General features: G+C 72.2%; 26 protein-coding genes. 14 read left to right on the forward strand and 12 right to left on the reverse strand.

Annotated features, from left to right (window positions below; all coding sequences use genetic code 11):
• Positions 1-10: 10 nt before the first annotated feature.
• Positions 11-652, forward strand: coding sequence for a TetR/AcrR family transcriptional regulator (locus OG285_RS30930; protein ID WP_356829190.1), 642 nt, complete (start codon positions 11-13; stop codon positions 650-652).
• A gap of 90 nt (positions 653-742) precedes the next feature.
• Here OG285_RS30930 and OG285_RS30935 read toward each other — a convergent pair whose 3' ends face one another.
• A complete protein-coding gene (locus OG285_RS30935) occupies positions 743-2,020 on the reverse strand; it encodes a glycoside hydrolase family 18 protein (protein ID WP_371792805.1) in 1,278 nt (425 codons plus the stop codon).
• Between the two features lie 303 nt (positions 2,021-2,323).
• On the opposite strand from OG285_RS30935, the gene OG285_RS30940 reads away from it, so the two are divergent.
• Positions 2,324-3,496, forward strand: coding sequence for an acyl-CoA dehydrogenase family protein (locus tag OG285_RS30940; protein ID WP_356829186.1), 1,173 nt, complete (start codon positions 2,324-2,326; stop codon positions 3,494-3,496).
• Here the strand turns inward: OG285_RS30940 and OG285_RS30945 are convergent.
• The gene (locus OG285_RS30945; RefSeq protein WP_371792806.1) at positions 3,459-3,698 is read right to left on the reverse strand and encodes a hypothetical protein; all 240 of its coding nucleotides are present in this window, start codon (positions 3,696-3,698) and stop codon (positions 3,459-3,461) included. The two genes, OG285_RS30940 and OG285_RS30945, sit on opposite strands and share 38 nt — an antisense overlap.
• Positions 3,699-3,882: 184 nt before the next feature.
• Here OG285_RS30945 and OG285_RS30950 point away from each other — a divergent pair, with 184 nt between their 5' ends.
• Together OG285_RS30950 and OG285_RS30955 are read left to right on the forward strand one after the other, a co-directional pair.
• On the forward strand, positions 3,883-5,007 hold the full coding sequence (locus OG285_RS30950; RefSeq protein WP_356829182.1) for a hypothetical protein: 1,125 nt from the start codon (positions 3,883-3,885) through the stop codon (positions 5,005-5,007).
• An 84-nt stretch (positions 5,008-5,091) separates the two neighbouring features.
• Complete coding sequence (locus tag OG285_RS30955; RefSeq protein ID WP_371792807.1) at positions 5,092-6,228, forward strand: phosphotransferase family protein; 1,137 nt, start codon at positions 5,092-5,094, stop codon at positions 6,226-6,228.
• Here OG285_RS30955 and OG285_RS30960 read toward each other — a convergent pair.
• Positions 6,184-6,585, reverse strand: coding sequence for a hypothetical protein (locus OG285_RS30960; RefSeq protein WP_371792808.1), 402 nt, complete (start codon positions 6,583-6,585; stop codon positions 6,184-6,186). The two genes, OG285_RS30955 and OG285_RS30960, sit on opposite strands and share 45 nt — an antisense overlap.
• A 203-nt stretch (positions 6,586-6,788) precedes the next feature.
• On the opposite strand from OG285_RS30960, the gene OG285_RS30965 reads away from it, so the two are divergent.
• The 4 genes from OG285_RS30965 to fxsA all read left to right on the forward strand — a co-directional run bounded on the left by OG285_RS30965 (position 6,789) and on the right by fxsA (position 10,906).
• Positions 6,789-7,229, forward strand: coding sequence for an Lrp/AsnC family transcriptional regulator (locus OG285_RS30965; RefSeq protein WP_164266613.1), 441 nt, complete (start codon positions 6,789-6,791; stop codon positions 7,227-7,229).
• 93 nt (positions 7,230-7,322) lie between these two features.
• Positions 7,323-8,963: an amidohydrolase gene (locus tag OG285_RS30970; RefSeq protein ID WP_356829176.1), complete on the forward strand. Its 1,641-nt coding sequence runs from the start codon at positions 7,323-7,325 to the stop codon at positions 8,961-8,963.
• Between the two features lie 540 nt (positions 8,964-9,503).
• Positions 9,504-10,271, forward strand: coding sequence for a polyprenol monophosphomannose synthase (locus tag OG285_RS30975; RefSeq protein ID WP_356829174.1), 768 nt, complete (start codon positions 9,504-9,506; stop codon positions 10,269-10,271).
• Positions 10,272-10,330: 59 nt separating this feature from the next.
• Complete coding sequence (gene fxsA, locus OG285_RS30980; RefSeq protein WP_371792809.1) at positions 10,331-10,906, forward strand: FxsA family membrane protein; 576 nt, start codon at positions 10,331-10,333, stop codon at positions 10,904-10,906.
• A 133-nt stretch (positions 10,907-11,039) separates the two neighbouring features.
• On the opposite strand, the gene OG285_RS30985 is transcribed toward fxsA, so the two are convergent.
• From OG285_RS30985 to OG285_RS31000, 4 genes are all read right to left on the reverse strand, one after another.
• Complete coding sequence (locus OG285_RS30985; protein WP_161311542.1) at positions 11,040-11,414, reverse strand: RNA polymerase-binding protein RbpA; 375 nt, start codon at positions 11,412-11,414, stop codon at positions 11,040-11,042.
• Positions 11,415-11,669: 255 nt separating this feature from the next.
• Positions 11,670-13,037 carry an MFS transporter gene (locus OG285_RS30990; protein ID WP_371792810.1) on the reverse strand — a complete coding sequence of 456 codons (1,368 nt, stop codon included), beginning with the start codon at positions 13,035-13,037 and terminating at the stop codon, positions 11,670-11,672.
• Positions 13,038-13,055: 18 nt separating this feature from the next.
• Positions 13,056-13,820 (reverse strand): glycerophosphodiester phosphodiesterase, encoded by a 765-nt coding sequence (locus tag OG285_RS30995; RefSeq protein ID WP_371792811.1) that lies wholly within the window; start codon positions 13,818-13,820, stop codon positions 13,056-13,058.
• The gene (locus OG285_RS31000; protein ID WP_371792812.1) at positions 13,817-14,539 is read right to left on the reverse strand and encodes a YitT family protein; all 723 of its coding nucleotides are present in this window, start codon (positions 14,537-14,539) and stop codon (positions 13,817-13,819) included. Before OG285_RS31000 ends, OG285_RS30995 begins: the two co-directional genes overlap by 4 nt.
• 30 nt (positions 14,540-14,569) lie before the next feature.
• Here OG285_RS31000 and OG285_RS31005 point away from each other — a divergent pair, with 30 nt between their 5' ends.
• Positions 14,570-16,069, forward strand: a complete 1,500-nt coding sequence (locus OG285_RS31005; protein ID WP_371792813.1) for a PLP-dependent aminotransferase family protein — start codon at positions 14,570-14,572, stop codon at positions 16,067-16,069.
• A gap of 6 nt (positions 16,070-16,075) precedes the next feature.
• On the opposite strand, the gene OG285_RS31010 is transcribed toward OG285_RS31005, so the two are convergent.
• Positions 16,076-17,716: an ATP-binding protein gene (locus OG285_RS31010; protein WP_371792814.1), complete on the reverse strand. Its 1,641-nt coding sequence runs from the start codon at positions 17,714-17,716 to the stop codon at positions 16,076-16,078.
• 41 nt (positions 17,717-17,757) lie between these two features.
• Positions 17,758-17,952 carry a hypothetical protein gene (locus OG285_RS31015; RefSeq protein WP_164267853.1) on the reverse strand — a complete coding sequence of 65 codons (195 nt, stop codon included), beginning with the start codon at positions 17,950-17,952 and terminating at the stop codon, positions 17,758-17,760.
• Positions 17,953-18,197: 245 nt separating this feature from the next.
• Between OG285_RS31015 and OG285_RS31020 the strand changes: the two genes are divergently transcribed.
• A complete protein-coding gene (locus OG285_RS31020) occupies positions 18,198-18,590 on the forward strand; it encodes an ankyrin repeat domain-containing protein (protein ID WP_356829162.1) in 393 nt (130 codons plus the stop codon).
• 200 nt (positions 18,591-18,790) lie between these two features.
• Complete coding sequence (locus OG285_RS31025) at positions 18,791-20,209, forward strand: HEAT repeat domain-containing protein (RefSeq protein ID WP_371792815.1); 1,419 nt, start codon at positions 18,791-18,793, stop codon at positions 20,207-20,209.
• Between the two features lie 90 nt (positions 20,210-20,299).
• Here OG285_RS31025 and OG285_RS31030 read toward each other — a convergent pair whose 3' ends face one another.
• The 3 genes from OG285_RS31030 to OG285_RS31040 form a co-directional block, all read right to left on the reverse strand.
• Positions 20,300-21,214 carry a biotin-dependent carboxyltransferase family protein gene (locus tag OG285_RS31030; protein ID WP_371792816.1) on the reverse strand — a complete coding sequence of 305 codons (915 nt, stop codon included), beginning with the start codon at positions 21,212-21,214 and terminating at the stop codon, positions 20,300-20,302.
• 86 nt (positions 21,215-21,300) lie between these two features.
• The gene (locus tag OG285_RS31035) at positions 21,301-21,921 is read right to left on the reverse strand and encodes an allophanate hydrolase subunit 1 (protein WP_356829156.1); all 621 of its coding nucleotides are present in this window, start codon (positions 21,919-21,921) and stop codon (positions 21,301-21,303) included.
• A gap of 49 nt (positions 21,922-21,970) precedes the next feature.
• Positions 21,971-22,762 (reverse strand): 5-oxoprolinase subunit PxpA, encoded by a 792-nt coding sequence (locus OG285_RS31040; protein WP_356829154.1) that lies wholly within the window; start codon positions 22,760-22,762, stop codon positions 21,971-21,973.
• A 319-nt stretch (positions 22,763-23,081) separates the two neighbouring features.
• On the opposite strand from OG285_RS31040, the gene OG285_RS31045 reads away from it, so the two are divergent.
• Genes OG285_RS31045 through OG285_RS31055 form a run of 3 tightly spaced genes read left to right on the forward strand, consistent with a single transcriptional unit; the run spans position 23,082 to position 25,629 of the window.
• Positions 23,082-24,608 (forward strand): hypothetical protein, encoded by a 1,527-nt coding sequence (locus tag OG285_RS31045; protein ID WP_371792817.1) that lies wholly within the window; start codon positions 23,082-23,084, stop codon positions 24,606-24,608.
• A complete protein-coding gene (locus OG285_RS31050; RefSeq protein WP_356829150.1) occupies positions 24,605-24,733 on the forward strand; it encodes a hypothetical protein in 129 nt (42 codons plus the stop codon). Before OG285_RS31045 ends, OG285_RS31050 begins: the two co-directional genes overlap by 4 nt.
• Positions 24,730-25,629: a hypothetical protein gene (locus OG285_RS31055; protein WP_356829148.1), complete on the forward strand. Its 900-nt coding sequence runs from the start codon at positions 24,730-24,732 to the stop codon at positions 25,627-25,629. The genes OG285_RS31050 and OG285_RS31055 overlap by 4 nt, the downstream gene beginning before the upstream one ends.
• Positions 25,630-25,664: the final 35 nt, after the last annotated feature.

Here is a 25,664-nt window from a genome sequence, read left to right on the forward strand (position 1 = left end):
AGGGCCGGACGTGAACCAGAGCGGACCGTACATACATCAGCGCACTCCGACCGAGCGCTCCCAGCTCCGTCGCACGGACCTCATCGCGACCGGGCGGAGACTGTTCGCCGACACGTCGTACGACGCGCTGTCGATGGACGACATCGCCCGGCACGCGGGGGTCGCGAAAGGGCTGATCTACTACTACTTCAAGAGCAAACGCGGCTATTACCTCGCCGTCGTCGAGGAGTCGGTGGCCGATCTCGTCGCCCGCGCGGCCAGCGACACCGAGCTGCCCCGGGCCGAGCGCGTGCACCGCACCGTCGAGGGCTACCTGCTCTACGCCCAGCACAACAGGGCGGCCTTCCGCACCATCGTGACCGGCGGCGTCGGCTTCGACACCCAGGTACAGGCGCTGCGCGGCGCGGTCCGCGAGGAACTCATCGCCACCATCGCTGAGGGCGCCTACGGCCGCCGGGACGTCCCGCTCCTGGCCAGGCTCGCGCTGCTGGGCTGGCTGAGCGCGGTGGAGGGCATCACGCTCGACTGGCTCGGCCACCAGGAACTCGACCGCGCGGAGATCCGCGAGCTGCTCGTCCGGATGCTGCGCAACACCCTCGACACCATCGGCGAGTTCGTCGCCGAGTGCCCGTCGCCGCCGCCACCGGAGTGAGAGGGCGTGGTGGGACCGCCCGAGGGGAAGCCGGACGGGGCGGAGGGGGTGGGGCTACGGCCCCCACCCCCTCCGCCCCGACGTACGGGTTCAGCTGACGGCGTGGATCAGTTCGCCGTTGGAGGTGTCACCGCTGAGCTCCCAGAGGAAGGTGCCGCCGAGACCCTGCTGGTTCTTGTACGCCATCTTCCCCGCGATGGTGGCCGGGGTGTCGTAACTCCACCAGTTCGAGCCGCACTTGGCGTACGCGGTGCCGGCGACGGTGCCGGTGGCCGGGCAGCTGGTCTTGAGGACCTTGTAGTCCTCGATCCCCTGCTCGTACGTGCCGGGCGCCGGGCCGGTCGCGGTGCCGCCTGGTGCGTCCTGGGTCACGCCGGTCCAGCCGCGGCCGTAGAAGCCGATGCCGAGCAGCAGCTTGTTCGCGGGCACGCCCAGGCCCTTGAGCTTGGTGATCGTGGCGTCGGTGTTGAAGCCCGCCTTCGGGATGCCGGTGTAGGAGGTGAGCGGGGAGTGCGGGGCGGTCGGCCCCTGCGCGTCCCAGGCGCCGAAGTAGTCGTACGTCATCGGGTTGTACCAGTCGACGTACTGCGCGGCCCCCGCGTAGTCGGCGGAGTCCATCTTGCCGCCGTCCGAGGCGTCAGCCGTGATCGCGGCGGTGACCAGCGACGACGAGCCGAACTTGGCGCGCAGCGCGGCCATCACGTTCTTGAAGGCCTCCGCTCCGCTGGTGTCGCAGGAGAGACCGCAGTTGTTGGGGTACTCCCAGTCGATGTCGATGCCGTCGAAGACGTCGGCCCACCGTGAGTCCTTGACCAGGTCGTAGCAGGACTGCGCGAAGGCGGCCGGGTCCTTCGCGGCCTCGCCGAAGCCGCCGGACCAGGTCCAGCCGCCGAAGGACCAGATGATCTTGAGGTTGGGGTGCAGCTTCTTCAGCTCACGCAGCTGGTTGAAGTTGCCCGCCACCGGCTGGTCCCAGGTGTCGGCGGTGCCGTCCACGCTGGAGGACGCGTCGTACGTCTTCTGGTAGTCGGCGTAGGCGTCGCCGATGGCGCACTTGCCGCCGGTGACGTTGCCGAACGCGTAGTTGATGTGGGTGAGTTTGTCCGCCGAACCCGAGGTCTGGATGTTCTTGACCTGGTAATTGCGCTGGTAGACATCCCAGTCCGCGTAGTAGCCGACGACCTTGCTGCCCGCGGCGGTGCTGGTGCCCGCCTCGGTGCTCGCGGCCGCGTGGCCGGCCGCCGCGGCGTGGTGCTCGCCGGCGGACGCCGTACCGGCGCCCGCGAGCAGGGTGACGCCGAGAGCTGCCGTACAGGCGGTGGCGAGCAGGGCCCGGATCCGGGCCCGTGGGTGGAATCGTCCGAACATGCTGTCTCCTTGTGGGGAGGGGACGGAAGGTGGGGGGAAGCCGCTGGCGCGTGCGTTTTGGCATGAACGCGAAAAGCTGATAGCGGGAAGATAGAAGGACTAGACCAGTGCGGTCAATGGTTCGGACCAATTTTCGACCCGTGACGGAAGTCCGCCGATCGGGCATACTCAAGCCGCCACAGCCTCTGGTCAGCTTCTTCCGCGATCCGGGAGGGCAGCATCGGCTGAAGGCGAGACCCGGCTGCGTAGCCACACCCTGGCCACGCGTACGCCGCAGTGCCCGACAGGGAGGAGAGCGTCGCCATGCCCGACCGCGCCCCGCAGTTGGTGGACCGTCAGTTGCCCACCGAGGAGTCCCGGGATCTGCTCGCGCTGGTGCGCGACATCGTCCAGCGGGAGATCGTGCCCGGTGCGGCCGCCGAGGAGGAAGCCGGCCGCTTCCCCCGTGAGGTCTTCACCCTGCTCTCGGATGCCGGACTGCTCGGCCTTCCCTACGACTCCGCGTACGGCGGCGGTGACCAGCCGTACGAGGTCTACCTCCAGGTTCTCGAAGAGCTGGCGGCGGCGCGGCTGACCGTCGGCCTCGGTGTCAGCGTCCACTCGCTCTCCTGTCACGCCCTCGCCGGATACGGCAGCAAGGAGCAGCGGGCCGAGCAGTTGCCCGCGATGCTCGGCGGGGGACTGCTCGGGGCGTACTGCCTCTCCGAACCCGCGTCGGGCTCCGACGCGGCCTCGCTCCGCACGAAGGCCGTGCGGGACGGCGACGACTGGGTCATCACCGGGACCAAGGCGTGGATCACGCACGGCGGCGTAGCCGATTTCTACACGGTGCTCGCGCGCACCGGCGGTGAGGGGGCGCGCGGGATCTCGGCGTTCCTGGTGCCGGGCGATGCCGCGGGGCTGACCGCCGCAGTCCCCGAGAAGAAGATGGGGATGAAGGGCTCACCCACCGCCCAACTGCACTTCGACGGCGTACGGGTGTCCGGCACGCGGCTGATCGGGGAGGAGGGCCAGGGCTTCGCCATCGCCCTTTCCGCCCTCGACTCGGGGCGGCTGGGGATCGCGGCCTGTGCCATCGGCGTCGCCCAGGCCGCGCTGGACGAGGCGGTGCTGTACGCCACGGAGCGGCAGCAGTTCGGGCATCCCATCGCGGACTTCCAGGGGCTGCGCTTCATGCTCGCGGACATGGCCACCCAGATCGAGGCCGGCCGTTCCCTCTATCTCACGGCAGCCCGGCTGCGGGACGCCGGGCGGCCCTTCTCGCGGCAGGCCGCCATGGCCAAACTCTTCTGCACGGACGCGGCGATGCGGGCCACCACCGACGCGGTCCAGGTGCTCGGCGGCTACGGCTACACAGCTGACTTCCCGGTCGAGCGGTTCATGCGGGAGGCCAAGGTGCTGCAGATCGTGGAGGGCACCAATCAGATCCAGCGGATGGTCATCGCACGCCACCTCGCGGGTCCGGAGTCCCGCTGAACTGACCCGGCTGGACGGTCGTCGTGGTGAGGCGTGCCCACTCCTGGTCGCGGCGGCCCGGCAGGGTCCGGCCCGCCCGTCCCCACTGACGGATCAGGGCCTGGTAGATCGGCGCGTCCGCGACCTGCGGAAGCGATTCTTCGGGAGCGGGCAGAGCGTGCCGCCGCAGCCCGGCCCCGGTCTCGTAGCGCAGAAGAGTCATACAGGGTCAACGCCAGGTGGCGGCGCGCGGTCACCGGCCCGCGCCGTCGGGCGTCTGTTCGCGCGGTCAAGGCCGGTGCGCGCGCCGCCCGCCCCGGGGGCCGGCCGGATCCCGCACGAACCGGGTCTGGCCGTGCGCACGGTTTCTGACGTACCGTCATCTTCCCTGTCAGCAGGAGGATGCCGTGGCCGACGACCGTCCCATCGCGCTCGACGAATACCCCGTCCACCAGGTGCCGCTGTCGATGAAGCACGTCGCGACGGGCGACCGCAACGCCTATGACCGCTGTATCTTCCACGTCTTCGACCACCGGGGCAGGGCACTGCTCATCGTGGGACTCGGCGTCTACCCCAACGCCGGTGTGATCGACGCGTACGCGACCCTGCGCACCGGCGACCGACTGCACGCCGTACGCGCGTCGGACGCCCTCACCGACGACCGGATGAACCTCTCGGTGGGACCGCTGCGCATCACCGTCGACGTCCCGCTCCAGCGGCTGACGCTGCACTGTGCGGCCGACCCCGCCGACCCGGACTCGCTCTCGTACGACATCGAGTGGACCGCGGACTTCCCGGCGGTCTGGGAGCCGCACCACGTGCAGCGGCGCGGCGAGCGGCTGATGCTCGAAGGCCGCCGCTTCGTGCAGGCGGGCAGCTGCTCCGGTGTCATCCGAGCGGGCGGCGACGAGATACGGATCGGACCGGGGGAGTGGACCGGCACCCGCGACCGGAGCTGGGGTGTGCGGCCCATCCCCGGCGAGGAGGGCGGGCGGGCCGAGGCCGAGTTCCGGCCCGAAGGGTTCCACTGGCTCTGGATCCCGGTGCGCTTCGAGGACCGCTTCGTCATGGTGATCGCACAGGAGGACGCCGACGGCCACCGGACGCTGAACGAGGCGCTGCTGGTGCGCGACGGCCGCCACGACGTGCAACTCGGCTGGCCGCGCACGGAGATCGGCTACCGGCCCGGCACCCGCCACCCCGAACGGGCCGTCGTCCATCTCACCGGCCCGGACGGACGGCCGATGGAGCTGACCGCCGACATGCTCTGCTCGTCGCCGCTGGCGCTCGGTGCGGGCTACCCGCCGGCCACCGACTGGCAGCACGGCACCTGGCAGGGGCGGGGCTGGACCGACCGGCGCAGCTACGACATGAGCGACCCGGCGGCCCATCCGGCCGCCGCCTACGGCGTCACCGACCACGCCGCCCGCTTCACCCTCGAAGGCCAGGTCGGCCACGGGATCTTCGAGCACGGCAGCTTCGGCCGCCACGACCCCAGCGGATTCACCGGATACGAATCGGTCGCTCCCTGAGCGTCCGGGCTCTGGCCTTCCGGGCTCAGCCCTTCCGGGCCTTGCCGCACCTGCGCGCCGCGTCCCCGAGCGAGGAGCACCGCCATGACCACGGCACCACGCCCCCGCACCACCACCCGAGACCCGCAGGAGCTGGGCCGCAGGCTCGCCGCCTGGCTCTCCACCCGGCTGCCGGGCGTCCGCATCGGCAACCTCACGACCCCCGCGTCGAACGGCATGTCGAGCGAGACCCTGCTCTTCGACATCGCCGCCCCCGCGGCCCCGGTCGCCTCCTGCGCCCTGCGCCTGGCCGCCGACCCCGCCGCGTACACCGTCTTCCCCGCCTACGACATGGAGCGGCAGTACCGGGTGATGAGCCTGGTCGCCGAGCACACCGACATCCCGGTGCCGCGCGTCCTGTGGCTCGAAACGGACCCGGCGCCGCTGGGCGCGCCCTTCTTCGTGATGGAACAGGCCCACGGCAGGGTGCCTCCGGACGTCATGCCCTATACGTACGAGGGGAATTGGCTGTACTCGGCGACCGACGCCGAACGCGCCGCGCTGGAGGAGTCGACCCTGCGGGCCCTGGCCGGGCTGCACCGCCAGTTCCCCGCCGCCCGGGCGGAGTTCCTGCTGCCCGCCGGAGAGGGCAGCCCGCTGCGCCGCCATGTGGACGAGCAACGGGCCTACTACACCTGGGTGGTGGACGGGCTCCCGCCGTCACCGCTGATCGAGAGCGCCTTCGGGCGGCTGGAGGAGCTGTGGCCCGAGGACGAGGGGCCCGCCGTGCTCTGCTGGGGCGACGCCCGGATCGGCAACATCGTGTACGACGGCTTCGAGCCCGCCGCGGTGCTCGACTGGGAGATGGCCGCCTTCGGCCCGTGCGAACTCGACCTCGGCTGGACCGTCTATCTGCACCGTTTCTTCCAGGACCTCACCGAGGGATCGGGGCTGCCGGGCCTGCCCGGACTGCTGCGCCGGGAGAACGCCGAGCGGCGGTATGCCGGACTCACCGGCCACACACCGCGCGACATGGACTTCCATCTTCTCTACGCGGCCCTGCGGCACGCGATCGTCATGCTGCGCATCGCCTACCGGCAGGTGCACTTCGGCGAGGTCCGGGTCCCCGCGGACCCGGATGCCATGATCCTGCACCGGGCTTCTCTGGAGGCCCTGGTGCGGGGTACGTACGACTGGTCAGGCGGCCTCGCGCCCCAGCCGGGCGGCCTTGACGGGGCGTGAGCCCGGCCCGCCGACGTGCGAGAACGGCTGCTTGCGCCAGTCGAGTCCCTGAGGCAGCGTCAGCAGCAGAGCGGTGTCCTGCTCCTGGGCCTCCAGGGACTCGTCCGCGGGCCTGGCGTCCGACGCCGCGCGGCCGGTGCCCGCGCACGCGGTCAGCCCGAACGGATTCCAGGGGCTGGCGCAGAGCGCGTGCTGGGGCAGTACGACCTCGCCCGTGAGGAGGGCGATCGGCTGCTCGCAGTCCGGGCAGATCACCCGGTACATCTCAAAGGTGTCGTAGGCCGCGAGACCTGGATCGTTCTCGATGGCCGCGAGCTCTGCGGGCTCGATGGAATCGACGCTCTTCAGCTTGTGCATGGAGATTCTCCCCCTCGGGTGGGCCGACCAGAAACTGTGGTCTCGACCACAGCAAGCACTTCCCGCCCGGTGTCCGCGGTAATCGCGCGTTCCCGGCGGACACGGCTCCAGGCCTGTGGCCTTCGTCACATGAATGGCTCAGGGGACCCTTACCGGCCCTCTCCGGCTGTGCCGGAGAGGGCCGGGGCCATAGGTTGATCCGTATGGAGGAGCTGGATCGCCGCATCGTGGAGTTGCTCGTCAAGGACGGGCGGATGAGCTACACCGACCTGGGCAAGGCCACCGGCCTGTCCACATCGGCGGTGCATCAGCGCGTACGCCGTCTCGAACAGCGCGGCGTCATCCGCGGCTACGCCGCCGTGGTCGACCCGGAGGCCGTCGGGCTGCCGCTCACCGCGTTCATCTCGGTGAAGCCCTTCGACCCGAGCGCCCCGGACGACATCGCCGAGCGGCTCGCCGGGGTCCCCGAGATCGAGGCCTGCCACAGCGTGGCGGGCGACGAGAACTACATCCTCAAGGTGCGCGTCCCGACACCGCTCGCCCTGGAGAACCTGCTGACCAGGATCCGCTCACTGGCCGGGGTCTCCACCCGTACGACCGTCGTGCTCTCCACTCCGTACGAGGCACGGCCCCCGGAGATCTGACCCGCGGATCCCACCCGGAGATCCGGGCCGCCCCCGCCCCGCGGAGGGCCCCCGTGCGCGGACCGGTGCGCCGGAGGCGGGAGACTGTTCTCCATGACCGAGAGCACCGCCCCCCGGGCCGACCACCGCACCGTACTGCTGCGCGGTGGGGACATCCACAGCCCCGCCGACCCCTTCGCCACCGCGATGGTCGTGGAACGCGGGCACGTCGCCTGGGTGGGCTCCGAAGGGGCGGCCGACGCCTTCGCCAAGGGTGTCGACGAGACAGTCGACCTCGAAGGGGCCCTGGTGACCCCGGCGTTCACCGACGCACACGTCCACACGACATCCACCGGGCTCGCGCTCACCGGGCTCGACCTGTCGGCCGCACGGAGCGCGGGGGAGGCCCTCCGTCTCGTACGGGAGCACGCGGCCGGCCGCCCCGGCGACCGGGTCCTGCTCGGCCACGGCTGGGACGACTCCGGCTGGCCGGACGGCCGGCCGCTGACCCGCACCGCACTCGACGAGGCGGCCGGCGGAAGGCCGGTCTATCTGCCGCGGGTCGACGTCCACTCGGCCGTGGTCTCCACCGCCCTGCTCGACCTCGTCCCGCAGGTCACCTCGCTGCCCGGCTACCGGGCGGACGCCCCGCTCACCGGCGCGGCGCACCACGCCGTGCGCGCCGCGGCCCACGCGCAGATCACCCCGGAGCAGCGCACCGACGCGCAGCGCGCCGCCCGTGAACGGGCCGCCTCGCTCGGTATCGGCTCGCTCCACGAGTGCGGCGGGCCCGACATCTCCGACGAGGACGACTTCACCGGCCTGCTCCGCCTGGCCGGACAGGAGAAGGGGCCGCGCGTCTTCGGCTACTGGGCCGAGCGCGTCGCCGACGACAAGGACGCCCGCCGCATCAGGGAGCTGGGCGCGATCGGCGCGGCAGGTGACCTCTTCGTCGACGGCTCGCTCGGCTCGCACACCGCCTGCCTGCACGAGCCGTACGCGGACGAGGCGCACACCGGTACGGCGCATCTGGACTCCGCCGACATCGCCGCCCATGTCGCCGCCTGCACCGAGGCCGGCCTCCAGGCGGGCTTCCACGCCATCGGGGACGCCGCGCTCACCGCGGTCGTCGGCGGAGTGCGGGCCGCGGCGGAGAAGCTCGGCCTGGAACGGGTCCGCGCCGCCCGCCACCGCGTCGAGCACGCCGAGATGCTCACCCCGGAAACCGTCGCCGCCTTCGCCGAGCTGGGTCTCACCGCCTCCGTGCAGCCCGCCTTCGACGCGGCGTGGGGCGGTGACGAGGGGATGTACGCCCAGCGGCTCGGCGCCGAGCGGGCCCGTACCCTCAACCCGTACGCGGCTCTGCTGCGGGCCGGGGTCCCGCTCGCCTTCGGCTCCGACAGCCCGGTCACCCCGCTCGACCCCTGGGGGAACGTGCGGGCCGCGGCCTTCCACCGGACCCCCGCGCACCGGATCTCCGTACGTGCCGCGTTCACCGCCCACACCCGCGGCGGCTGGCGGTCCATCGGCCGGGACGACACCGGTGTGCTCGTGCCCGGTGCCCCCGCCGACTACGCGGTCTGGCGCACCGCCGACCTGGTCGTGCAGGCCCCCGACGACCGGGTGGCCCGCTGGTCGACCGACCCGCGCTCCGGCACCCCCGGCCTGCCGGACCTCACCCCTGGCGCCGAACTCCCGGTCTGCCTGCGGACGGTGGTCTTCGGACAAACTGTCTTCGTGAGGCCGAACGAGTGACATCACGGTATTTTGTGCGGCCGATCGATGCCGGAAAGCCTTCCCCGCCACCTGCGGCTCTTCCGTACTGACCTGCCCATTCATCAGAACACCGCAGGTGGGACGAGTGTTGACAGAAAGCGGCCACCGGCGGGTAGGTTCGGCCGAGTCCACCACAGGACGTCCGACCGGCAAACCTCCACGCAGTCGTCGAACGCCGCTGGGTCATGGGGCGGTACGCCGCTAGGCATGCCACCACTGGGAGCCAGGTTCAGCGCCCGCGCCTCGGGGGCGAGGGAGGTTTCAGCCGGAAGGGGGTCCGCCCTGCTCCTCCGGAGTTCGCGGGCAGGTGCGACCCGGGTGGGGCCCGGACGTTCAGTAGACAACGGCTCTCGGTCGACCCGCAGCCAGCGGGCCCCAGGTCGGCCCGAAGGACGCCGGGCCCCGATCCGAAGTTCCCCTCCCCCTCTCAGGAGTCGGGCCTGCCGACGCGGCTGCGTTCCGCCATCCCGGCGCTGGATAAGGTGATGGTTCGGCGTAGGGACACAGTGAGGGGCAGTAGTGAACGACGGCGGTGAGCGGCAGTTCGGTCCGCTCGGCAAGGCCTTGGTCATCATTCCGACCTACAACGAGGCCGAGAACATCAAGCCGATCGTTGCCCGGGTTCGCGCCGCGGTGCCGGAGGCGGACATTCTGGTCGCCGACGACAACAGCCCGGACGGCACCGGGAAGATCGTTGATGAGTTGGCGGGGGACGACCCGCAGGTCCAGGTGCTGCACCGGAAGGGCAAGGAAGGCCTCGGCGCCGCATACCTCGCCGGCTTCCGCTGGGGCATCGAGCACGGGTACGGCGTCCTGGTGGAGATGGACGCCGACGGCTCGCACCAGCCCGAGGAACTTCCCCGGCTGCTCACCGCGTTGAAGGGCGCCGACCTGGTGCTCGGCTCGCGATGGATGCCGGGCGGACGGGTCGTCAACTGGCCCAAGTCCCGGGAGCTGCTCTCGCGGGGCGGCAGCACGTACTCGCGGCTGCTCCTCGGCGTACCGATCCGCGATGTCACCGGTGGTTTCCGGGCGTTCCGCAAGGAGACGCTGGAGGAGCTCGGCCTCGACGAGGTGTCGTCCCAGGGGTACTGCTTCCAGGTGGACCTCGCCCGGCGGGCCGTCGAGGCGGGCTGCCATGTCGTCGAGGTTCCGATCACGTTCGTGGAGCGCGAGATCGGCGACTCCAAGATGAGCAAGGACATCGTCGTGGAGGCGCTGTGGCGTGTGACGGCCTGGGGGGTGGGCGCGCGGGCCGGACGCCTGCTGGGACGCGAGCCTTCCTGAGCTCCCCGGCACAGCTCCCCGGCACGTCATCCGCGCGCGCCTGCAGGCACACTGGGAGCATGACGACCGGCACACAGCCCCCGACCGCTCCCAGGCGCTCCCGGGCGCGCACCTTCGTACCGCTGGGCATCGCCGTCTGGGTGGTCCTGGAGATCTGGCTGCTGATCCTGGTGGCCGACGTGGCGGGCGGGCTCGCCGTTCTCTTCCTGCTCGTCGGCGGTCTCGTGCTGGGCGCGGCCGTCGTCAAGCGGGCCGGGCGGCGGGCCTTCCGCAACCTGACGGAGACGGTGCAGCGGCAGCAGTCAGGAGTGCAGCCGGAGCAGGAGCGCGAGAGCGGCGGGAACGGCTTCCTGATGCTCTCGGGGCTGCTGATCATGCTGCCCGGGCTGATCACCGATGTGGTGGGGCTCCTGCTGCTGGTGCCGCCGCTGCGCACGGCGCTGAGCGGGTACACGGAGCGGACCCTGGAGCGCCGGATGAGCAGGGCCGCCCCCGGCACCGTCGGCGATGCCTTCCAGCAGGCGCGGATGCACCGCCCCGACGGCAAGGTCGTCCAGGGGGAGGTCATCAAGAACGACGACCGGCCCGAGTCCCCCGGGAACGACGGGGGTCCGCGCCCGCCGCTGACGCCCTGACCGGCGGCAGGGCGCACGGGACCGGCCATAACGGGAGCAGGTCGTACAAAGAGCTGAGGGCTCCGGCACACCCTGAAGTGTGCCGGAGCCCTCAGCTCCTGATGTGGTCGTGCTGTACGCGAACGCCTGGGCGTTACGCGGACTTGCGGCTGTCCCGCGGATGCACGGCAATGTTCATGGCGCCGGAACGAAGGACGGCCAGCCTCTCGGCCAGCACCTCCTCCAGCTCCTCGCGGGTGCGCCGCTCCATGAGCATGTCCCAGTGCGTGCGCGCGGGCTTGCCCTTCTTCTCCTCAGGGCCGTCCCCGTCTACCAGGAGTGCTTGGGCGCCGCAGGCCTTGCACTCCCACTCCGGCGGAATGTCCGCCTCTACAGAGAACGGCATCTCAAAGCGATGTCCGTTCTCGCATGCGTACTCCACCGCCTGGCGCGGAGCCAGGTCGATGCCGCGGTCGGTCTCGTAGCTGGTCACCACGAGGCGCGTGCCGCGAAGAGCTCGCTCACTCATGAATCGTGCCTCCCGGGCTTGTCGCCCACAGGACAGGTGTCGCTGTCGTCGTCATCCGGTCAACGTCCGGTCGGCGGTAAAGATTCCCGTTGCGGGTCATACGTCGCCCGTCGTGCCGCCCCTTGTTGTACCCACCAGTGCCCTCTTTGTCACATCTGCTCAGAGATGTCACCCTGCGATTTCGGCTGATGATCCCGCAGTAACGGTCCGCCTGGTGAGCCAAAGGCGTACACTACCGGCCTTTCACTTCAATGCCTAAACCCGCTGCGGTGCCGCGTTTCCCGCCGCTTCCACGGCCATCCTCACAGGTACCCGCGCGAGCAGGAAGAAACCCAGTACGAAGAAGATCACCAGCGAGATGATCGCGGCACGGTAACTGCCGGTCAGCTGGTAGGCCAGCCCGAACACCAGGGGGCCGAGCCAGCTCAGTCCGCGGTCGCTCATCTCGTACGCCGAGAAGTACTCGGCCTCCTTGCCCTCCGGTACCAGATGGGAGAAGAGCGAGCGCGAGAGCGCCTGGCTGCCGCCGAGCACCGCGCCGATCGCCGCCGCCAGCGCGAAGAACCAGACCGGCGCCCGGGCGGGGAGGAAGTACCCGGCGCAGAGGATCAGCGTCCACACGGCGAGCGAGCCGAGGACGGTGTGTTTCGCGCCGTACGTCCGGGCCAGCCGCCCCATGCCGAGCGCGCCCGCCACCGCCAGCACCTGCACCAGCAGAATCGCGGTGATCAGGGTGGTCTGGCCGAGGCCGAGCTCCTCGGAGCCGTACACGGACGCCTGCGAGATCACCGTCTGGATGCCGTCGTTGTAGACGAGATACGCGAGCAGGAACGAGAGCGTCAGCGGATAGCGGCGCATGTCCCGCAGCATCCCGAGGAGCTGCCGCCACCCGGCGCCCACCGCCCCGCGCCCGGCCACCGCGCCCACCCGGCGGTCGCGCAGTCTGCGCAGCGGTATCAGGGTGAACGCGCCCCACCACACCCCGGCGGTCGCCAGGCAGATCCGGACGGCGGTCGACTCCGAAACCCCGAAACCCGCGTGACCCGAGTAGAGCACCAGATCCAGTACGAGGACGAAGGCGCCCGATGTGTACCCGAAGGCCCATCCGCGCGAGGAGACGGCGTCGCGCTCCTCCGGCCCCGCGATCTGCGGGAGATACGCGTTGTACAGGACCATCGAGACAGCCAGCGAGGAGTTGGCCACGATCAGCAGCAGGGAGCCCAGCAGATAGCGGTCGCCGTCCAGGAAGAACATCCCGGCGGTGGCTCCGGCGCCGAGGTACGCGGCACCTGCCAGCAGTGGCTTCTTCCGTCCCGTCCGGTCGGCGACGGCGCCCGCCAGTGGCATGACGAGTACCGCGACGATCACGGACACCGAGACCGTGTACGCGAAGACGGACCCTGCCCGCAGCGGGATGCCGAGCGGATGGACATAGCCCCCGGCGTCCGCGGCGGCCCTGGCGACCGAGGTGAGATAGGGGCCGAGGAACACCGTGAGCACACTGGTCGAGTAGACGGAGGACGCGAAGTCGTAGAAGTACCAGCCGTGCTGCTCGCGCTTACGGTCGGCCGCAGTGGTCGCGTCGGCCGTGCCGACCGCGCCGTTCGCGGTTCCAGCGCTCACACCGCGCCCCCCTGATCGTCAGTTCCACGCCCCCCGCGCGGTGAGAACCGTGCGCAGTGACGTCAGATGATCGGTCATGATGCCATCCACTCCCAGGTCGAGGAGGGCGGCCATCCGCCCGGGGTCGTTGACCGTCCACACGTGCACCTGGAGTCCGCGGGCGTGGGCGGTGCGTACGAAGCGCCGGTCGACCACCCGGATCCGGCCGTGGAATTCCGGAACCTGGGCGCAGACAGCGCCCGTGCGGAGGGCGGCCGGGGCCCCGTAGGAGCGCAGCCGCAGCGCCGCGATGCCGCTCATGCCGTACGAAGTGGCGAGGCGCGGACCCGCCAGGCGGGCCGCCGCGGCCACGCGCCGCTCGGAGAACGAGCCGACGCACACCCGGTCCCAGGCGCCGGTGCCGCGGATCAGTCCGATCAGCGGGGCCAGTGCGGGCCCGGCCTTGATGTCGATGTTCCAGCGGGCATCGGGGAACTCCTCCAGGAGGTCCTCGAAGAGCGGCAGCGGTTCGGTGCCCGCCACCCGTGCCCGCCTGATCTCGCTCCACGGCAGGGCGGCGATCGTGCCCCGTGTGTCCGTCGTCCGGTCGAGCGTCGCGTCGTGGAAGGCGACGAGCCGGCCGTCGGCCGTGGCGTGCACATCGGTCTCGAAATACCGGTATCCGGCCTGTTCGGCCTGCCGGAAGGCGGCCGCGGTGTTCTCCAGGCCGTCCGCCGAGCCGCCCCGGTGGGCGAACGGGATCGGGCCCGGGTGGTCCAGATAGGGGTGTCGCGTCCTCGTCACTCGGGAAGTATCGCCTGCGCGGTGGCGAGGGCCGGCAGTGCCGGGCCGGCGGCCGGCTCGGGCAGCGCGAACACCCGCAGGAAGATCTGGGCGAGCGGCCCGATGGAGAGGGCGTACACCACCGTGCCCACGCCGAGGGTCCCGCCCAGGGCGAAGCCGGTGGCGACGACGGCGATCTCGATGGCGGTGCGCGACAGCCGGATCGAAAGACCGGTGAGACGGTGCAGCCCGGTCATCAGGCCGTCCCGGGGGCCGGGGCCGAAGCGGGCGGAGATGTACAGGCCCGTGGCCGCGCCGTTGAGCAGGATGCCCGCGGCCATCAGCGGGATCCGGCCGGGCAGTCCGTGGACGGCCGGGACGAGGCCGAGGGTCGCGTCCATGGCGATGCCGATGACGAAGACATTGGAGACGGTGCCGAGCCCCGGGCGTTGCCTGAGGGGGATCCACAGCAGCAGTACGGCGGCGCCGACGATGATCGAGACGGTGCCGATCGTCAGCCCGGTGAGCCGGGCCAGCCCCTGGTGCAGAACGCCCCACGGCTCAAGGCCGAGTCCCGCGTCGACGAGAAGGGCGGAGCTGGCGCCGTACAGCGCCAGACCGACGTAGAGCTGCACAAGCCTGCGTATGACATTCCTGGACAATGTGGTCCCCCTCAGTGATGGGTAGCCGCAGTGGACTGGTACGTGACACTCTGTGGCTTGGAATCCGAGGCCAACCATGGCCAATTCCGGGAAGGTGGACTGAATTCCATGACGCAGTGGACTTCGGCGGTCGGCGCGGCCCAGCTGGCCCGTCAGCTCAGCACCCAGCAGTCACGGCCGGCCGGCCCCGGCACGCGCAGGCCGCCGGCCTACCGGGCGCTCGCCGACGGCATCAGGGTGCTCGTCCTCGAAGGCCGCGTCCCGGTGGCCGCGCGGCTGCCCGCCGAGCGGGAACTGGCGGTCGCGCTGGCGGTCAGCCGCACCACGGTGGCCGCCGCCTACGAGGCGCTGCGCGCCGAGGGCTTCCTGGAGTCCCGCCGGGGCGCGGGCAGCTGGACCGCCGTCCCGGCCGGCAACCCGTTGCCCGCCCGCGGTCTGGAACCGCTGCCGCCCGAGACGCTCGGCTCGGTGATCGACCTCGGCACCGCCGCGCTGCCCGCCCCGGAACCCTGGCTCACCCGCGCGGTCCAGGGAGCGCTCGAAGAGCTGGCGCCGTACGCGCACACCCACGGCGACTACCCGGCGGGGCTTCCGGCGCTGCGCCAGAAGCTCGCCGACCGCTACACCGAGCAGGGCATCCCGACCATGCCCGAGCAGATCATGGTGACCACCGGGGCGATGGGCGCCATGGACGCCATCTGCCACCTCTTCGCCGGGCGCGGCGAGCGCATCGCCGTCGAGTCGCCCTCGTACGCCAACATCCTCCAGCTGATGCGCGAGGCGGGGGCCCGGCTGGTCCCGGTCGCGATGGCCGAGGGGCTCAGAGGCTGGGACCTGCCCAGATGGCGGCAGGTGCTGCGCGACGCGGCCCCCCGTATCGCCTATGTGGTGGCCGACTTCCACAACCCGACCGGCGCGCTCGCCGACGAGGACCAGCGGCGGGGTCTGGTGGACGCGGCCCGCTCGGCCGGCACGGTCCTGGTCGTCGACGAGACCATGAGCGAACTGCTCCTCGACGAGGAGACCGACATGCCGCGCCCGGTGTGCGCCTTCGACCCGGCCGGCAGCACGGTGCTGACGGTGGGCTCGGCGAGCAAGGCGTTCTGGGCCGGTATGCGGATCGGGTGGGTGCGTGCCGCGCCCGACGTGATCCGCAGCCTGGTGTCGGCACGGGCCTACGCCGACCTGGGGACGCCCGTGCTGGAGCAACTCGCCATCAACTGGCTGATGAGCACCGGGGGCTGGGACGCGGCGGTCGGTATCCGCCGGGCGCAGGCCAGGGAGAACCGCGACGCGCTGGTCACGGCCGTCCGCAGGGAGCTGCCCGACTGGGAGTTCGACGTGCCGCACGGCGGGCTGACGCTCTGGGTGCGGACGGGCGGGCTCTCCGGTTCCCGGCTCGCCGAGGTCGGTGAGCGGGTCGGGGTGCGGGTCCCCTCCGGGCCCCGGTTCGGGGTCGACGGGGCCTTCGAGGGGTATGTCCGACTGCCGTTCACCGTCGGGGGACGGGTGGCCGACGAGGCCGCGCAGCGGCTGGCGGCCGCCGCGCGGCTGGTCGAGACCGGCGCGAGCACCGGCATCGACGCCCCGCGGACCTTCGTCGCCTGACCTGCGTCAGCCCTCGGCCGCCACCGGCGTCGCCTCCCTGACCCGCGGCCCGGCCTCCGGCGGAGCCGTCTCCGGGGGAGCCGCCTCCATCGGAGCGGGTTCCGCCGCGGTCTGCTGCGGCGCCGGTGCCGGGTCCGCCGAGCCCTGCCGGCCGGGGAGCAGATCCAGCACCGCCGTGCGGTGCGCCTCGCTGGTCGCTTCGTCGTACGGGTCGGGGGTGGCCGGGACCTGGAGCCGCAGCACCGGCCCGGACCCGAGCCGGGCATAACCGCGTCCCGGCGGGGTCCCGGGCGTCGGCGTGGTGTGCGGCGGCGCGCCGAGCAGGGCCTCGATCTGGCCGTCGGGCGCAGATCCGAGCACGACGCGGGCCCGGGTGTGGTGCCGGACGGCGTCGCTCAGCGCGTCCACCGTGTCGAGCTGGTCGGCCACCACCACCGTGACGCTCGCCGCTCTGCCGTGCCGCAGGGGGACCTGCAACAGCTCCTGGGGGTCGGTGCGCCCGTCGGCCGCCGCCAGATGCCCGAAGACGCTGGGCCGGTCGACCAGGATCCACAGCGGGCGCCTGGTGTCCTCGGGCGTGGGATGCCCGGACTGCCTGGCCCGGTTAGCCGCGATCAGCCGCCGCTCGGTCTCGTGCGCCGCCCATTCCAGGGTGGACAGGGCCCCGGAGAGTCCGCACTCGACGGCCAGCACCCCGTTGCGCCCGGTCAGGCAGGCGTACTCCCCGGTCCCGCTGCCCTCGATGATCACCACGTCGCCGTGCCGCAGGGCCTGGAGCGCGATCGAGCGCAGCAGCGTGGTGGTCCCGCTGCCCGGCTCGCCGACGACGAGCAGGTGCGGTTCGGTCGAGCGCGCGCCCGTCCGCCAGACGACGGGCGGTGCGTCGCTCTGCCCCTCGCCGTCCTGCACCGGCACCGTGCGCCGCACCGCTTCCGGGTCGGTGAAACCGAGAACGGTCTCGCCGGGCCCGGTGACGAAGGGCTGCGCGGCGATCGTGGTGGACAGGGCGGGCAGCACGCTCATCGCGAGCCGGTTGCCCTCCTCGTCCCAGTCGAAGCGGTACTCGCGCCCGCGCCCGGACTTGGCGTGCAGGAGCTGCTCGATCCGGGTACGGGACGTGGCTTCGCCGTCGGTGAAGTGCGCCGGGTACGCGACGTGCAGAGCGGTGAGCCGTCCGTCGCCGTCGAAGGTGTAGTCACTGAACGCCTCGTCCCAGGCGCCGCCGTGGCTGAAGAGGGGAGCGGGATCGTCGGGGACGGCGAAGTACGGCACCAGGGCCTCGTACAGCGCCTGGAGCCGGGCGGTCTCCGCCTCGTCGGGCCCGGTCTTCACCACGGTCCGCTCGTGCCCCTTCCAGGCGGCCGCGGCCATCACCGTGATCAGGGCGAGCAGCGGCCCGTACGGGATGAGCGCGACCACCAGGACACAGGCCGCGACGAGGAACAACGCGGGGCCGCGCCGGTCCTTGGGTGTCGCGGCCCACCGCTGCCGCCCGGCCGAGGCCAGCCTGCGCAGGCCGCGTCCGACGGTGATCAGCGGATGGAGGACATCGGTGGCGCTGTCGGCGGCCGTCCGCGCGATCTCGCGGCTGCGGGTGATCGATGCGCTGCTGCTGCTCAGAATGCGGGGAAGTGGTCGCCGGGCCACGTCTGTCTCCTGGGGTGGGTGAGGGAAGCGGTTGCCGAGGGTCAGAACTTGATTCCGCCCAGCATGCTGGCCAGGCTCGCGCCGCCGGCCGTGATGCTCGGTGCGATGGCGGTACCCGCGACGTAGAAGCCGAAGAGGGCGCAGACGAGTCCGTGGGAGGCCTTGAGCCCGTCCTTCTTGAAGAAGAGGAAGGCGATGACGCCCAGCAGTACGACGCCTGAGATGGAAAGGATCATGAGTGTTCTCCTGGTTGGGGGGACAGTCACCATGAGTTCTTCCAGGTTCACAGAAAGTATCTATACGATAAAAGGTGCAAATGGGTTAAATGTCGTTTAATTCACCTGACTGGCCGATGCGGGCGCACGGGCCGTGCCGCGCGCCCGGGGCGGGCAGTAATCTGTCGGTTCACTCGTACGGCTGGCATGCCGTAACCGAGATCGCGGCATTCACGGCAGTCACGGCATGGAAGGCGGTACGCGCGATGAGCGAGGCTCCGGACCCCGAGGTGGTCGAGCTGGCGACGAAGGTCTTCGACCTCGCCCGGCACGGGGAGACCGACGCGCTCGCCGCGTACGTCGACGCAGGGGTCCCGGCGAACCTCACCAACGACCGCGGCGACACCCTCGTGATGCTCGCCGCCTACCACGGCCACGCGGCGACGGTGGAAGCGCTCCTCACCCGCGGGGCGGAGGCGGACCGGGCCAACGACCGGGGGCAGACCCCGCTGGCCGGTGCGGTCTTCAAGGGCGAGGACGCGGTGATCCGTGCCCTGCTCGCCGGCGGCGCCGATCCGGAGGCCGGGACTCCGTCCGCGGTGGATACCGCGCGGATGTTTGGGAAGACAGAGCTGGTGGAGCTGTTCGGCGCACGCTGACCGGCCTGTCGTAAATGTGGTCGCGGTGGCGATTTGGCTGGGTCATCATGACGTCGCGGGTCCATATCGGACCACCGACGAGAGGCAGAGGAAGATGAACTGCACCAAGCAGACGGCAACGGGCGGCCGAACATGTTGTTGCGCGGCCAGGTAGTCCACGTATCCCGGTTGCGTCTACAGCTTGATGTGAGGCTTCTTCCATGATCGATCCAGTCATAGCGCCGAGCGGCACCTTGCTCGGCCTCCTCCAGCGGGGCCGCGGCGACGGCACGCTGCACGCGCTCGCCGCACCGCGCAAGGAAGCGCTGGCCGCCCTGAATCACTGCGTCCTGAGCGACCCCCGCCACGACTGGCAGGTCGAGAACCGCTCGCTCTACTACGCGCGCCTCTATCTCGACCTCGACGGCGGGCTCGGTGAGATCGAGCGGCACCTCTTCGTCCCGGACGACCACTTCGTCACCGAGGACAGCAGGACCGGGCTCGCCCTCGCGGTGCTGGGGCACCTCGCCTCGTACGACAGGGGAGACGCGCTAGCGCTGCTGCGGCGGTACGCGGCGACCGGCTCCAACTGGGCCTGGGCGCTCGACGAACTCGCACTGCGCGACGACGACGCCGGGCTGCGCTCCCTGGCCGTGCCCGTGCTCGGCCGGTTCCCCGCCACCCCGCAGGGCGAGGCCGAACTGGCCGCCGCCGTGCGCGACGCCTACGAACCCAGGCCCTGGCGGCTGTGGGCCGACGACCCCCGGGAGTCGGTCGGCGCCCGGGTCCGGGCCGCCGGGGAGCAGGGGTCCTTCGACCGCTGGCAGCGCCAGATGCGCCCGACGGGCCCCCGGCCCGGCTGGAGCGTGCAGGCCGTCTTCGACTGGGCGCAGCAGGGTCTGGAACGCGGCAGCGAACTGCACCTGCCCGCCGCCCGCTGCCTCACCGCCGTGGCCGGTCCCGGGGACCGCGCCGCGATCGTCGAGGCCGCCCGCAGCGGTGCGGACGGGGCGCGCTGTGCGGCGCTGCACTATCTCGCCGAGGCCCGGGATCCCGCTGTGCTGGACCTCGTCGAAGCGGCGGTGGACAGCCCTTCCCGCATCGTCGCGGAGACGGCCGTGGCCGCCTTCGAGCGGATGTGCGGCGACGAAGCGGTGGACCGGGCACGCTGCTGGGTGCAGCGGCCCGACGCGCTGGGAGCCTCCGCAGCCGGTGTGCTCGCAGGGCGCGGCGGGACGCAGGACGCACACCTGGTGCTCGGCGCGCTGCGCGAGACCGTCCGGGCCGACGGCCCCGACGCGGCCCTGCTCTGGACGCTCGTCGACGGCGCCGGACGGCTCGGAATCGCCTGCGCGGCGCCCGTTCTGCGCCATGTGTACCGCGAGACGGCCTCCTCGCACCTGCGCGGCAGCGCGGCCCGCGCGCTCGCCGCCACCGACCCGTCCTTCGGCGCCGGATTCGCCGTCGAGTGCCTGTGGGACTGCGAGGAGACCACCCGCGAGGTGGCCGCCCTGCACGCCGCGACCGGCGACATCCGGGTGGTCGACCGCCTCCGGCGGCTGGCCGCCGATCCCGCCGAGGAGGCCGAGGTGCAGACCGCGGTGCGCAGCCGGATCGGAACCGAGGGGACCGCGGTCTGACGTGGCCGTCCCGCCCGCCTCATCAGCGGTCGGGCCGGGGACAGCCGGGGCCGGAAGCGGCCGGTGGGCAGGCGACCGCGGCCGGCCGGATCAGCGGGTCCGCGGACCCCGGGTGCCGGGCGCCGGAGCCGGGTGGCGGTGCACGGGAACGAACACCACCGGAATCCCCGGTACCGCCTGGGCCGCAGCCCCCAGCCGGTCCTCGGGGACCACACCGAGCACCGGATAACCCCCGGTCACCGGATGATCGGCGAGGAAGAGCACCGGCAGCCCGTCGGGCGGCACCTGCACCGCGCCCAGAACCATTCCCTCACTGGGGAGTTCGGCGCCGTCCGACCGCTCCAGTGGCGGGCCCTCGGTGCGCAGGCCGATGCGGTTGCTCGCGGCCGAGACCCGGTAGCAGGCCTCCGGCAGAGCCCGCAGCGCCGCATCCGTGAACCGGTCCGCGCGGGGGCCCAGGATCAGCGGAAGCACCAGCTCGGCCGGGGGAGCGGGCAGCGGGACGGCGTCCACCGGGCCCGGAGGCCCGGCCGGGGCACCGAGCGGCAGCAGCTGTCCGGCCGCAAGCGGTGCGGGGCCAAGACCGGAGAGCAGGTCGGTGGCCCGGCTGCCGAGCACCGGCGGCACGGCGACGCCACCGCCGAACGCCACATAACTGCGCAGCCCCTCGACGGCCCCGCCCACATCGAGTACCGCGCCCGCCGGGACCCGCACCGGCGCGCCCCAGGCGGTGGGGCGGCCGTCGATCCGCACCGGACAGGGCGCACCGGTCACGGCCGCGGTGACGTCCGTACGGACCCGTACCGCGGTGCCGTCGAGGGTCGTCTCCAGGGTGGCGGCGTCCGCCGTGTTCCCCGCGAGGAGGTTCGCCAGCCGGTGCGCGGCCGGGTCCAGGGCGCCCGAGCGCGGAACACCGAGATGCGCGTACCCCGGGCGCCCGAGGTCCTGCACGGTGGTGAGAGCACCGGGGCGCACGACCTCCAGAGCCCGGGGGACCCCGGCCATCGGAACCCCTGTCTCCGGACCACCGGCCGTGGGAAATCCGGCCTTTGGTACCTCGCCCCCCGCCCGATCCTCCGGGCCGGTCGTCCTCATGCCGGCTCCTCGGTGCTGAACCGCACCCGTACGCCGGGCACCAGCAGCGCCGCAGGTTCGCGGTCCTGGTCCCACAGCACCGCGCCGGTGGTGCCGATCAGCTGCCAGCCACCGGGGGACGAGCGGGGGTAGACACCCGCGTAGGTGTCGGCGAGAGCGACCGAACCGGCGGGCACGGCCGTACGGGGCGTGGCCCGGCGCGGCAGCCGCAGCCGTTCGGGAAGCCCGGACAGATAGCCGAAGCCGGGGACGAACCCGCAGAAGGCGACCCGGAACCGCAGGCCCCCGACGATGCCGGGCACCTCCTCCGGCGCCACCTGCCAGCGGCGCGCCACCTCCGCCAGGTCGGGGCCGTCGTAGCGCACGGCGATCTCGATCTCGGGACCCCCGGCACCGGCCGACGGCGGCACGGTCCAGGTCGTGAGCCGGTCGGCGAGTTCCCGGGGCCGGGCCAGGCCGTCCAGCAGTACGGTCCGGGCGGCCGGCACGATCTCCCCCACCGGGGGAAGTTCACCTGCGTCGCGCCGGCGCAGCAGCTCCGCGTGGAAGGCCTCCGTCTCCGGAGCCGACTCCAGCTCGACGAGCAGGGCGTGTTCGCCCACCGGAAGCACCCTCATCGGCGGAGACCTCCGCGCGGCCGGCGCGCCCGGCCGCGTACCCGGACCGTCATGCGAAGGGCTCCAGGACCACACCGGCGCCGAGCAGTTCCCGGCGGACCCGCAGCGCGATGTCCGCGGCCCCCGGGGTGTCGCCGTGCAGACAGAGCGACCGCGCGTCGACCGGGACGCGCTCTCCGGTGACCGCGGCCACCGAGCGGCCGCGCACCATGCCCAGAGCGCGGGCGACGACCGCGTCAGGGTCGTGCACCACCGCTTCGGGCCGGGTACGGGGAACGAGTGTGGCCCGCGCGGTGTACGCGCGGTCGGCGAATGCCTCGGGCACCGCGGGCAGTCCCGCGTCCGCGGCTGCCGCCAGCAGCCGCGAGCCGGGCAGTCCGAGCACCGGCAGCGCGCCCCCGGCGAGCCGTACGCCCGTGACGACCGCGCCCGCCTGCTCCTCGTCGTGGACAGTGCGGTTGTAGAGCGCGCCGTGCGGTTTGACGTACGACACCCGGCTGCCCGCGGCCCGCGCGAAGATCTCCAACGCGCCGATCTGATAGGCGACCTCGTCGGCCAGTTCACGGGCGGGGACGTCCATCGCGCGCCGCCCGAAACCCGCGAGGTCGCGGTACGAGACCTGGGCGCCGATCCGTACACCGCGAGCGGCGGCCAGTTCGCAGACCCGGCGCATGGTCGACGGGTCGCCCGCGTGGAAGCCGCAGGCGACATTCGCACTGGTGACGACGGAGAGCAGCGCGTCGTCGTCGGTGAGCGTCCAGCGGCCGAATCCCTCACCGAGGTCGGCGTTGAGATCGACCACGGCCGGGGAGGCGGCGGTCGGGGCGGTCGTGCTGCTCATACGGCTCCCTCCGGAGCGGGACGGGGGTTCGCACCGGCGCGTCGTACCGGTGCGGGATCCGGGGCGGACCGGGAATGGCCACGGGGTGGACCGGACGGTGGACACAGGGTGGATCAGGGATGGCTGCGGTGTGGACCGGACAGTGGACACAGGGTGGACCGGTGGATGGTCACGGCGCGGGCCCGGGGCCGGTACGGCGGTGTCCGGGCCGGTACGGGGAGCACGAAGCCTAGCCGTCGCGGGCCGTGCGGGCACGGGCGACAGTCGCCCCATCCGCGCCGTTTCGACCGTTGTCAGTGCGAGGACCTAATCTGTGCACGTGACTTCGCCTGCCCCGACGGAATTCGTTCCGCCCCAGCTCAGCGCGGGGCCGCGCCCCGCACCGGGCCCGGCCGCCGACGAAGGGCTGGCGCGGCGGCTGCGCGCGCTCGCGTGCACGGCCCCGCTGCACGACCTCGATGTGCGCAAGGCCAATCTGGCCGGTGAGTACACGGTCTACGCCATGGCCGAGGTGGCGCTCGCCGCGATCGACCTGGTCACGCTCAACATGGACTTCGACACCGGGGCCGACCACGACCAGATAGTGGCCAGGCTGCTGCCGCGCGTCGCGGCCCAGGCCCCGCGCCGCCCGGCCGACGAGCACGAGCGGGTGGCCCGCTGGGTGCTGGAGAACCTGATCAATGTCGGCAGCGTGGACCGCGGATTCCGCGCGGTCTACGGCACGTTCGGTCCCGACGGCGCGTACGTCCGCCGGGACTACGACTTCAAGCTGGTCGAGGAGGTGCCCGGCCACGGCGGCACGGTCTTCCTGCGCACCACCGACGAAGCGGTCAACGTCCTGGTGGGCGCGCTCGATACGGACGTCACCAGCGCGCAGATCGCCGCCGAGGTCAAGCTGGAGGTGCTGATCAGCCGGGGCAGGCTCGCCGACGCCCAGCTCGCGGCGGAGCAGGCCCGGTACCGGACCGTGCAGTACGCCGAGACGCTGCGCAGGACGCTGGAGGCGACCCGGCGCAACGTCCGCGCGGTCGACTGGCTCAGGACCGTGCCCGACATGATCGACGAAGCCCTCGACCACGTGGCCGACCGCTACCGCCATGAGAACGCGATCCTCACCAACATCCGCAAGGCCAGGGACGAGACGGAGGAGCCCGAGCACAAGCGGCGCGCCGCCGAGCTCGTCGACATCGTCAAGGACTGCATCCGCCGCCACACCCAGCTCCAGTCCCGGCTGCTGGAGGCGGGACCGCTCTTCCGCGCCGAGCAGGACCGGCAGGCCTTCGCCCCGCCGACGGCGAGTTCGGGACTCGATCTGTACGGACAGCTGGTCGCTCCCGTCCTGCCACTGCCGCTGGAGCAGGCCATCCGGGTCACCGACGCGTTCTTCGCCCGGGGCACCGGACTGCGCACACCCGTGTCGGTACGGGTCGGGGACCTGGTCGACATTCTGCTGACCCCGCCGGCCGAGCGGGAGCACCTGGGCGCGGAGATGCCCGAGCCCGACCTCATCGCGACACCGGACGACAGCCGGTTCAGCGAGGAGCAGCTGACAGCCGCGATGGAGCTGCTGGACCTGGAGCACGACGCCCCGCGCCGGCTCTCCGGCCTGCTGGCCGAAGCCCGCCTGCGCGATCCGGAACTGCCTTATCTGGTGGCCCTGCTGGCCATCCACGCGGCCAGCCCACCGGTCGGCACCGCGTACCGGCAGGGTGAGGAACGCCTGCTCTTCGCCGTGGACGACGGCACCGATCTGGACGACTCCGAGTTCGGCGGCGCGGACCTGATCGTCGGGACGGCCCTCCTGGACACCGTCGGCATGGCCGCGGGCCGCACGGAGTCCGCATGAACATCCGGCAGGACATCCGCTCCGCCCCGGATGCCCGGGCCGGGAAGCCCGCAGGGCCGGAAGCCCGGCGGCCAGGACCCGGGGAGCAGCGCAGAACGACACCGACCGAGGAGCAGCAGCTGTGAGCGAGACCCACGCCGAGCACACCGCGTGGAGCGAGCCCGACCAGGCCGGCACCGCCGTGCCGCAGGCCGGCTCCGCGGTGACTCCGGCCGACGCCGCGGACGCGGCGCGCCTCGTCGCCTTCGGGCTCCAGCCGAAGCTGGTGCCCGCCCGCGACGCCGAGTACGCGGAGCTGCTCCGCCGCTACCGTGAGGCCCCCGCCTTCGCCCGGCTCGCCGACGCGGTCGCCACCGGCCTCGGCCTGGTCGTCCTGGAGGTCTCCACCCGGGCGGGCATGGCCGTCGCCGCGGGGGAGGACTCGGTCTTCGCCGTCCGCATGGGTGACTACGCGCGCCGCGCCGCCGCCGACTCGGCCGACCGCTTCCTGCACGGGCTGGCCCATCTCGCCGTCGCCGCCATGTCCTTCCCGCGGCCCGAAGACCTCGCCGACGACGGATACATCGGCCGGATCACGGTCAACGGCGTCGACGCGTTCGTCCGCCAGGCCTGCCGCCGTCTGGAGGAACGGGCCGATGAGCAGGGGGAGAACAGCGACCCGGCCACCGACGCACCCGGGCTCGAAGCCGCCTGGCGGATCTACGCGAGGCGCAGCTCGACCGGAGCCACCAAGGACGCCAGGCGACTGGCCGGTTCCACCACCGGGATCGTCGCCAAGGCCGTGGTCTTCCTGACCGAGTCGGGATTCCTGCAGCGCACCGGCGACGACGCCGGAGGCGCGTACCGCACCACCGCCCGCTACCAGCTCCAGGTGCGCGACATGGCGGGCAGCGCCGCCATGGCCGAACTGCTCGACCTGGGCGTCGTGCCGGTGACCGACGGAACGGCCACGCTGGTGCCGCCCTCCGGGACGGACGACCTCGAACTGACCGCCGACGCAGGACTGCCCTTCCACTCCTGAACAGCCCCTAACTCCGGATCCATTGCACAGCCCGA

It is taken from the genome of Streptomyces sp. NBC_01471 (genome assembly GCF_041438865.1).
Lineage (GTDB): Bacteria > Actinomycetota > Actinomycetes > Streptomycetales > Streptomycetaceae > Streptomyces.

Bases quoted from the DNA above. Each gene is read 5' to 3' on its own strand.
- OG285_RS30935 (WP_371792805.1), bottom strand. From the start codon at position 2,020: ATGTTCGGACGATTCCACCCACGGGCCCGGATCCGGGCCCTGCTCGCC.
- OG285_RS30940 (WP_356829186.1), top strand. From the start codon at position 2,324: ATGCCCGACCGCGCCCCGCAGTTGGTGGACCGTCAGTTGCCCACCGAG.
- OG285_RS30945 (WP_371792806.1), bottom strand. From the start codon at position 3,698: ATGACTCTTCTGCGCTACGAGACCGGGGCCGGGCTGCGGCGGCACGCT.
- OG285_RS30955 (WP_371792807.1), top strand. From the start codon at position 5,092: ATGACCACGGCACCACGCCCCCGCACCACCACCCGAGACCCGCAGGAG.
- OG285_RS30960 (WP_371792808.1), bottom strand. From the start codon at position 6,585: ATGCACAAGCTGAAGAGCGTCGATTCCATCGAGCCCGCAGAGCTCGCG.
- OG285_RS30965 (WP_164266613.1), top strand. From the start codon at position 6,789: ATGGAGGAGCTGGATCGCCGCATCGTGGAGTTGCTCGTCAAGGACGGG.
- OG285_RS30970 (WP_356829176.1), top strand. From the start codon at position 7,323: ATGACCGAGAGCACCGCCCCCCGGGCCGACCACCGCACCGTACTGCTG.
- fxsA (WP_371792809.1), top strand. From the start codon at position 10,331: ATGACGACCGGCACACAGCCCCCGACCGCTCCCAGGCGCTCCCGGGCG.
- OG285_RS30985 (WP_161311542.1), bottom strand. From the start codon at position 11,414: ATGAGTGAGCGAGCTCTTCGCGGCACGCGCCTCGTGGTGACCAGCTAC.
- OG285_RS31000 (WP_371792812.1), bottom strand. From the start codon at position 14,539: ATGGTTGGCCTCGGATTCCAAGCCACAGAGTGTCACGTACCAGTCCAC.
- OG285_RS31005 (WP_371792813.1), top strand. From the start codon at position 14,570: ATGACGCAGTGGACTTCGGCGGTCGGCGCGGCCCAGCTGGCCCGTCAG.
- OG285_RS31015 (WP_164267853.1), bottom strand. From the start codon at position 17,952: ATGATCCTTTCCATCTCAGGCGTCGTACTGCTGGGCGTCATCGCCTTC.
- OG285_RS31020 (WP_356829162.1), top strand. From the start codon at position 18,198: ATGAGCGAGGCTCCGGACCCCGAGGTGGTCGAGCTGGCGACGAAGGTC.
- OG285_RS31025 (WP_371792815.1), top strand. From the start codon at position 18,791: ATGATCGATCCAGTCATAGCGCCGAGCGGCACCTTGCTCGGCCTCCTC.
- OG285_RS31030 (WP_371792816.1), bottom strand. From the start codon at position 21,214: ATGGCCGGGGTCCCCCGGGCTCTGGAGGTCGTGCGCCCCGGTGCTCTC.
- OG285_RS31035 (WP_356829156.1), bottom strand. From the start codon at position 21,921: ATGAGGGTGCTTCCGGTGGGCGAACACGCCCTGCTCGTCGAGCTGGAG.
- OG285_RS31040 (WP_356829154.1), bottom strand. From the start codon at position 22,762: ATGAGCAGCACGACCGCCCCGACCGCCGCCTCCCCGGCCGTGGTCGAT.
- OG285_RS31050 (WP_356829150.1), top strand. From the start codon at position 24,605: ATGAACATCCGGCAGGACATCCGCTCCGCCCCGGATGCCCGGGCCGGG.